The 6692-nt window shown below is 69.1% G+C and carries 6 protein-coding genes; all 6 read left to right on the top strand.

What is annotated here, in order from left to right; genetic code table 11:
• Nucleotides 1–2109, top strand: coding sequence for a magnesium chelatase subunit D family protein (locus ACAM49_RS37820; protein ID WP_369640337.1), 2109 nt, complete (start codon nucleotides 1–3; stop codon nucleotides 2107–2109).
• A 115-nt stretch (nucleotides 2110–2224) separates the two neighbouring features.
• Entirely contained in the window at nucleotides 2225–2479 is a 255-nt protein-coding gene (locus ACAM49_RS37815) for a hypothetical protein (RefSeq protein ID WP_369640336.1), read from the top strand.
• Between the two features lie 89 nt (nucleotides 2480–2568).
• Complete coding sequence (gene cobO / locus ACAM49_RS37810) at nucleotides 2569–3189, top strand: cob(I)yrinic acid a,c-diamide adenosyltransferase (protein ID WP_040810883.1); 621 nt, start codon at nucleotides 2569–2571, stop codon at nucleotides 3187–3189.
• A complete protein-coding gene (locus ACAM49_RS37805) occupies nucleotides 3183–4568 on the top strand; it encodes a cobyrinate a,c-diamide synthase (protein ID WP_369640335.1) in 1386 nt (461 codons plus the stop codon). Before cobO ends, ACAM49_RS37805 begins: the two co-directional genes overlap by 7 nt.
• A complete protein-coding gene (locus ACAM49_RS37800; RefSeq protein WP_369640334.1) occupies nucleotides 4555–4929 on the top strand; it encodes a cobalamin biosynthesis protein in 375 nt (124 codons plus the stop codon). Before ACAM49_RS37805 ends, ACAM49_RS37800 begins: the two co-directional genes overlap by 14 nt.
• A gap of 63 nt (nucleotides 4930–4992) precedes the next feature.
• Nucleotides 4993–6444 carry a DUF222 domain-containing protein gene (locus ACAM49_RS37795; protein WP_369640333.1) on the top strand — a complete coding sequence of 484 codons (1452 nt, stop codon included), beginning with the start codon at nucleotides 4993–4995 and terminating at the stop codon, nucleotides 6442–6444.
• Nucleotides 6445–6692: the final 248 nt, after the last annotated feature.

The raw sequence follows: 6692 nt of genomic DNA, 5'->3' as shown, positions 1-6692 counted from the left end.
GTGGCTTACTCCGAGAGTGTTCGTGCGGCCGGTGATGAGGCCGGGTTTCCGTTCTCCGCTGTGGTGGGGCAGGAGCGGCTGCAGCTGGCTTTGATCCTGTGCGCGGTGCATCCCGGGATCGGGGGCGTGCTGGTGCGCGGGGAGAAGGGGACGGCCAAGTCGACCGTGGTGCGCGCGCTGGCGCAGTTGCTGCCGCCGGTGGTGGACGAGTCCGGTGCCAGGCCCGCGCGGCTGGTGGAACTGCCGGTCGGTGCGACCGAGGACCGCGTGGTCGGCTCGCTCGACCTGGAGCGGGTGCTGCGGGATGGGGAGCAGGCGTTCAAGCCCGGCCTGCTGGCGGCCGCGCATCACGGCGTGCTCTACGTCGACGAAGTCAACCTGCTGCACGACCATCTGGTGGACGTGCTCCTCGATGCGGCCGCGATGGGCCGGGTCCACATCGAGCGCGACGGCGTCTCCCACACCCATCCCGCGCGATTCGTGTTGGTGGGCACCATGAATCCCGAAGAGGGCGAGCTGCGGCCGCAGCTGCTGGACCGATTCGGGTTGACCGTGGACGTGGTCGCCTCCCGCGATGTGGATGTCCGCATGGCCGTCGTCCGCCGCCGCCTCGATTACGAGGCCGACCCGAACGCCTTCGCCGCGAGCTACCTGGCCGCCGATCGTGAAGTGGCCGAACGCATCCTGACCGCCCGCGACCGGTTGGCCGCCGTCACCCTCGACAATGTCGAACTGCGCCGAATCGCGGCCCTGTGCGCCACCTTCGACGTCGACGGCATGCGCGCCGACCTGGTGGTGGCCCGCACCGCCACCGCCCATGCCGCCTGGCGCGGAGCCACCGAGGTCACCGAGGCCGACGTCCGCGTCGCCGCCGAACTCGCCCTGCCCCACCGCCGTCGGCGAGATCCGTTCGACGAACCCGGCATCAGCGAGGAACAACTCGACGACGCCATGAACCAGGCCGCCGAGGAAGCCGCCCGCGTCGAGGGAGATGACAGCCTGGGAAAAGGTGAGGCGGTCCCGCCGAACGATGGCGCGGGACCGCAGGATTCGGCCGAGCAGGACGAGACCGACCCGAACTCCGGCCAGACCGATTCGGTTGGGCAGGATCCGCGTGATGGCGGTCCTGATGGCCCGGAGTCCCCGGACAGTCGGCCTGATTCCGGCGATGGGCCCGACCTCCCCGATGGGCCGGATTCTCCTGGGGGAGGCCAGAATCCACCTGCCGACCCGCAACCGAGCACCGACCGCGGTCAGGGCGACTCCTCCGGCAACCGACCCGCCCGCGAGGGCCGGGTAGCCGCTCCCACCGCTTCCCTGCCCAAACCCCCGCGCTGGGAGGTCCCCGGCGTCGGCGAGGGCGCACCCGGCCGCCGCTCCCGTGCCCGCACCCGCCAGGGCCGCGTCGTGCACGCCACCGAGGACACCTCCACTGGCCTGCACCTGCTCGGCACCATCTTCGCGGCGGTACCTCATCAGTACGAGCGCGGCCGCCTGACCGGCCCACTCGCCTTCGCTCCCGCCGACCTGCGTGGCGCGTATCGCGAAGGGCGCGAAGGCAATCTGGTCGTCTTTGTGGTCGACACCTCCGGCTCCATGGCCGCCCGCGACCGCCTCTCCGCCGTCGCCAACGCGGTGGTGGCCCTGCTTCGCGACGCCTACCAGCGCCGCGACAAGGTCGCCGTCATCACCGTGCGCGGCCAGGACGCGGAACTCGTCCTCCCCCCGACTTCCTCGGTCGATATCGCCGTCCGCCGCCTCGCCGACCTCCGCACCGGCGGCAAAACCCCTCTCGCCCAAGGCCTTCTGAAGGCCCGCGACCTCCTCCGCCGCGAACGGGTCCGCGACCCCCACCGCCGCCCCCTGCTGGTCCTGCTCACCGACGGCCGAGCCACCGGCGGCACCGACCCGGTCCCGCGCGCCCGCGCCGCCGCCCGCATGCTCGCCCGCGACGCGGTCACCGCCATGGTCGTCGACTGCGAACGCGGCATGATCCGCCTGGGCCTGGCCCGCGACATCGCGGGCGAATTGCGTGGTGGCTACCTGCAATTGGCCGACCTCACCGGCGATTCCGTCGCCGGTATCGTCCGCGCCACCACGGCGGCCTGACCGGACGGCATCGCCGGTGGCTTCATCGGCGAATTGCGTGGTGGCTGCCTACAATTGGGTGATTCGACCGGCGACGCGAGCGCCGGGATCGTCCGAGCTACGGGGGCGGCGGCCAATGGGCTACTACACGCACGGCTGGAAAGAACAGCCCGGTGCATCCACCGAGGGGAAATCCGCGCGCGAGATAGCCGAGGCCGGGGGTCCCGGTTATGGCGCGCTGCTGAAGATGCCGAGCGGCGGCGGGACCGCGGGACCTGGCAATCCGACGGCCGCGCGCGGCCCCGGCTACGGCGAGGTGGCGTACGCTGCCGGAACCTTCGTCGTCGAGAGCCTTTTCACCCTGCTTCGAGGCATCTCCAACAACTCCTGACGACCGCAGTCCGGGCCGGGAGCCGCCGCCTTCGAAGGGTATGGCACCGTGAATCCCCGGACGGGTTGTCGTGGAAGGAGTTGGGGTCGATGCCGAAGGGTGTGCCGCTGCCGGAGAGCATTCCGGATGACGGGCTGACGACGCGGCAGCGTCGGAATCTGCCCGTGCTGGCGGTGCACACGGGGCCGGGCAAGGGGAAGTCGACCGCGGCGTTCGGGATGGCGTTGCGGGCGTGGAACCAGGGCTTCGACGTCGCGGTGTTCCAGTTCGTGAAGAGCGCCAAGTGGAAGGTGGGCGAGGAGGCCGCCTTCCGGACCCTCGGGCAGCTGCACGACGAGACCGGCGTCGGCGGTGCCGTCGAGTGGCACAAGATGGGCGAGGGCTGGTCGTGGACCCGCAAACAGGGGAGCGATGAGGACCACGCGGCGGCCGCGCTCGCCGGGTGGAAGGAGATCCAGCGGCGGCTCGGGGCCGAGGAGCATCGGTTCTACGTGCTCGACGAATTCACCTACCCGCTCAAGTGGGGCTGGGTGGACGTGGACGAGGTCGTCGAGACCCTGCGCGACCGCCCCGGCAACCAGCATGTCGTGATCACCGGCCGCGACGCCCCGCAGGCTCTGATCGACGCCGCCGATCTCGTCACCGAGATGACCAAGGTGAAGCATCCGATGGACGCGGGCCGCAAGGGCCAGCGCGGCATCGAATGGTGACCACACCCGCGGTCGTCATCGCGGCACCCGCCTCCGGGAGCGGAAAGACCACGGTCGCCACCGGATTGATTGGGGCGCTGCGGCGGGCCGGGCACCGGGTCGCGCCGTTCAAGGTGGGACCGGACTACATCGATCCGGGTTACCACGGGCTGGCGGCCGGGCGTCCGGGACGGAATCTGGATCCGGTGCTGGTCGGCGCCGAGCGGGTGGTGCCGCTGTACCTGCACGGCAGCGCGGGCTGCGACCTCGCGGTGGTCGAGGGCGTCATGGGCCTGTTTGACGGGCGCATCGACGAACACAACACCGACCCGATCGCCGAGGGCTCCACCGCCCAGATCGCAGCCATGCTGGGCGCACCGGTGATCCTGGTGGTCGACGCGCGCGGCCACAGCCAGAGCCTCGCGGCGCTGCTTCACGGTTTCGCGACCTATGACAGCGGAATCCGGCTCGGCGGAGTGATTCTCAACCGGGTGGGCAGCGAACGGCACGAACAGGTGCTGCGCGCGGCCTGCGCGCGGGTCGGGCTGCCGGTGCTGGGTGCGCTGCCACGGATGGCCGAATTGGCGGTGCCGTCACGGCATCTCGGCCTGATTCCGGCTGTCGAACACGGTTCCGCCGCCCAGTCGGCTGTGGACGCCATGACGGACCTTGTTGCGGCGCATATCGATCTGGCCGCCGTGGCGGCGTTGGCCGCGTCGGGGGCGCAGGGTCAGGCCTGGGATCCGGCCGACGAGGTGACCGCCGAAGAATCCGGTCCGGTCGTGGCTATCGCCGGTGGCCCGGCCTTCACGTTCGGGTACGCGGAACACCGCGAACTCTTGTCGGCGGCGGGTGCGCGGGTGCAGGTCTTCGACCCGCTCCACGATGAATTGCCATCCGGCACAGCAGGTCTGGTGGTTCCGGGTGGCTTCCCGGAGGAACACGCCGCCGACCTGGCGGCCAACACCGGCCTCCTCGCCTCGATCGCGGACCTTGCCGCCCGTGGCCTGCCCATCCACGCTGAATGCGCGGGCCTGCTCTACCTGACCCGCACCCTCGACGGCCACCGCATGGCGGGCGTGCTCGACGCCGACGCCGAATTCGGGCCGCGCCTGACTCTCGGCTACCGAGACGCCGTGGCGCTCACCGATTCTCCGCTTTGGAGTGCCGGCGAACGCGTGCGAGGCCACGAGTTCCACCGCACCCGGCTCACCACGGCCGGCTCTGCGGACCCGGCTTGGGCTTGGCGATCACCGTCCGGCGAAACGGTCCGGGAAGGCGCGAGCCTCCACAACGTGCACGCGTCTTATCTCCACACCCACCCCGCCGGGAATCCCGCCGCTGTCGGCCGCTTCGTCTCCGCCGCAGCCGATTTCGCCCGCACCCATGCCCCGGCCTGAGCTGGCGGTCGGTGTCGGGTTGCGGCCGGGTGCGGCGGCAGAGGACATTGTCGCGGCGATCCGGGAGGTGGCGGGGGACGTCGAGATCGGCCGCCTGGCCACGATAGATCGGCGGGCTTCGGAGGCCGGATTTCTCAGGGCTGCCGAGCTATTGGGGGCGGAGGCTGTGGGGTTCTCGGCTGAAGAGTTGGGGAGTGTGGCGGTGCCCAATTCTTCGGAGCGAGTTGGGAGTGCGGTGGGGACCGGGAGTGTGGCTGAGGCTGCGGCGGTATTGGCAAGTGGGGGTGGGGGATTGGTTGTTTTGAAAACTATCGTTGGTGGGGTGGTAATTGCTGGTGCGGTTTTGGGGGAGGATATCTGAAAAGCCTTGTGACAACGGATATTTCGGGTTCCCAAGGGGTTTGCATGGGCGTAGAATTAGCACATGGGTTCGAAGGGAGTGACATTCGACGGCTGCGGTCTCACCGAAATGGTGGCCGCGGTAGAGGCTTTCGCCGACTGCATTCTCACCGGTGATCTGACAGCGTTCTCCGGTGAGGAGGTCGTGGCGATGATGCAGCAGGTGGAGACCAGCAAGCGGCGGTTGTCGGCGCTGGATTCGAAGCTGATCATCGAGGCGTCGGATCGCGGCCTGCCCGAAACCTCGGGTGCGGGAAGCCCGGTGGCGTTCCTGCGCCACACCCTGCACCTGACCCGCCACAACGCCTCCACCCGCATCAAGATCGCTGCGCAGGTGGGGGAATTCCACCAGGCCGACGGGCAACTCGCACCCCCGGTGCTGGAAGTCACCGCCGAAGCCTATGAAGCAGGCGATATCTCGCGCGATCACGTCCGCAACATCGTCGATGTCATGAACCATCTGCCCGCTGATGTGCCGGTGGAAACCCGTGCCGAGACCGAGCAGATTCTGGTGAACTACTGCTGCGAGGGCTGGCCCGATGACCTGCCGCGCACGGGCCGCGAAATCCTGGCTCGCCTCGATCCCGAAGGCACGGTGGTCAGCGACGCGGACCGTCACCGCCGTCGCGGCATCAAGGTCGGCCGTCCCGGGATCGATGGAATGTCGTGGATCGAGGGTTGGCTCACTCCGCAGCTGCGGGCGTTGTTGGATGCGTTCCTGGCCAAGTACGCCCGCCCGGGCATGTGCAACCACGAGGACGCCGACAGCCCGCAGGTCTCCGACGCCCTCATCGACTCCACGGTGTTGGAGGCGGCCGCGCGCCGCGATCGTCGTGATGCCGGGCAGCGGGTGCACGACGCGTTCATCGCCTTGTTGCAGCCCGATTTGGATTTGCGCAAGCTCGGCTCGCATCGGGGTATGCCCGTCCAGGTGACCCTGCAGATGAACCTGGCGGATTTGGAGCGGGGTTCGGGTCTTGCGACGACCGCCTCCGGCGTCCAGATGTCGATCAACGAAGCGTTGAAGATGGCGGGCGGTACCCGTCCGGTGCTGATCGTGAACGACGAGAAGGGGATTCCGCTCTACCTCGCCTACGGGCAGCGCATCGCCTCCTCGGGACAGCGGTGGGGTCTGCTGGCTCGTGATCGTGGCTGCACCTTCCCGGGCTGTGACGCGCCCGCCGACATGTGCGCGGCGCATCATGTCACCGATTGGGTCAAGGGTGGCCCGACGGATCTGGACAACCTGGCGTTGGTCTGCGACCACCACCACGCGTTGGTCAACGACAGCGTCAACGGCTGGAAGACGGTGATGTTGGGGAAGGAGTCCCCGCATCGCGGGCGGGTCGGCTGGATCGCTCCGAAGACGTTGGACCCCAGCGGTATTGCTCGAGTCAACGAGAAGCATCACGCCGGGCAGCGGGTCGCCACTGCGGTCGAGTCCAGTTGCCGGGAGTGGGGTTCAACGGCTGCGTGAACCCCGGCTGCTCGTGTCGCGCTGGTGTGCGCAGGGACGGGGAAGTGTGGTCACCTCGCCTGCCCTACCGCACTGGGGCTAACGCCAAGCCGGGAGCCGCACCCGCCGATCCCAGCCCACGGACTGCACGCATCACCTTCTCGAGGCAACAGAACAAGAACCAAGACCCAAAGAACCAAGACCCAAAAGCTCCACAGCTCAAGCACTAGCGATCATTGACAACTCCACAGCGCCCCCTCTCCCACCCC

It is taken from the genome of Nocardia sp. JMUB6875, assembly GCF_041154655.1.
GTDB lineage: Bacteria > Actinomycetota > Actinomycetes > Mycobacteriales > Mycobacteriaceae > Nocardia.
Note: the sequence above shows the minus strand (reverse complement) of the source record. Positions and strands in the feature narration are given on the sequence as shown.